Annotated in this window: 1 protein-coding gene and 1 pseudogene; one reads left to right on the top strand and one right to left on the bottom strand. The window is 49.6% G+C overall.

Annotation, left to right across the window (positions count from 1 at the left end; all coding sequences use genetic code 11):
• Nucleotides 1–528: pseudogene (locus ACTHS3_RS13285) on the top strand (LysM peptidoglycan-binding domain-containing protein); the annotation flags it as partial.
• Nucleotides 529–840: 312 nt separating this feature from the next.
• Here ACTHS3_RS13285 and ACTHS3_RS13280 read toward each other — a convergent pair.
• The coding region (locus tag ACTHS3_RS13280) for an OmpP1/FadL family transporter (protein ID WP_440368164.1) at nucleotides 841–1,356 on the bottom strand (516 nt) is incomplete at its 5' end.

Below are 1,356 nucleotides of genomic sequence, written 5' to 3'. Positions count from 1 at the left end.
CCTTTGGTTATCGAAGAAGCCGTTTCCGAAATCCGCAAAGACGACTATCTGCTGAAACTGCCCGAAGGCCTCGACAGTTTCAATGTTATGCCTCACGCCCCTGCCCGTCCGATTCAGGCCAAAGTCGTTTCCATCTTCGACGGCGTGGGCGAAGCCGGCCAGTTCCAAACCATTACTTTGGATAAAGGCGAACTCGACGGCTTGGACAAAGGCACGGTGGTCAGCCTCTACAAACGCGGCCGCCATGTCCGTGTGAATCTGTCCAACAACCTGATTCGCAAGCCGAAAGACAAAGATACGGTTGAATTGGTTTCCATTCCGGCGGAAGAAATCGGTTTGGCAATGGTATACCGCACATCCGACCATCTGGCCTCAGCCATTATTTTGGAAAGCCTGAACAGCGTTTCCATCGGCGATACCGCCTCCGAACCCGGCCGTGATTTGGACAATATGGCTGATGAAAAAACCATGGACAAACCGGCTGAAGACGAACAGGAAAGAGAAATCGAACTGGAAGTCCGCAGCTGATTGGGCTTTCTTAGCAGCCATCCGGCAAATAAAGGCCGTCTGAAAACCTGTTTTTCAGACGGCCTTTTGATTGCTGCCCATCAGAATAAAGAAATCTGTAACACTTTGTTTGGAACGCAAACAATATCTCGTTTCTTCAGCCGGTAATCAGCTTTCCCCTTTTCTATCGTCTTTCCGTTCTGCCATTCAAATCAGAAATATGAAAAGCCCAATACGCCATTTATTGCCTATTGATTGCTCCATCTGTACCTTCCAATCAAAAAGGCCGTCTGAAATCTTCAGACGGCCTTTTTATCCATAACTCAAATCCGATTATTTGAATTTGTAAGTGTATTGCAAGCCCAAGATGTCCGCTTTGTTTTTGAAGCGGGCAGAAGATGCACCGCGGCTGTCCACATCGTTGCCGCTGGCTTTGCCGGTGCGGTAAACCGTGTCATTGATGTGGATATGGCTGTACGCCGCATCGATCACATGGTTTTTACCCAGTTGATATTTGGCACCGACGGAGAACCAGATACGGTTACCGTCAGGCAGGCTGTTCATACGGTCTTCGGCGCTTTTAACCGGTGATTTGTCGAAAGCGATACCGGCACGCAGTTGCAAGGGTTCGGTAACTTGGTAAGAGCCGCCGAATGCGACTTTATAAGTGTTGCGCCAGTTAGGCGTAATGACGGTACGGTCGGATTGGCCGTTGACAACTTTTTTGGTGTTTTCAAACACCAGCTCGGCTTTGTTGAAGCGGCTGTGGCGTGTCCAAGTCACATCGCCGAACAGGTTGGTTTTGTCGGTGGCGCGGTACATACCATGAACAGACAAAGACTCAGGCGT

Source organism: Neisseria sp. P0009.S007 (assembly GCF_051962515.1).
The sequence above is the reverse complement of the archived record's forward strand: the minus strand, read 5'-3'. Positions and strand labels throughout refer to the sequence as shown.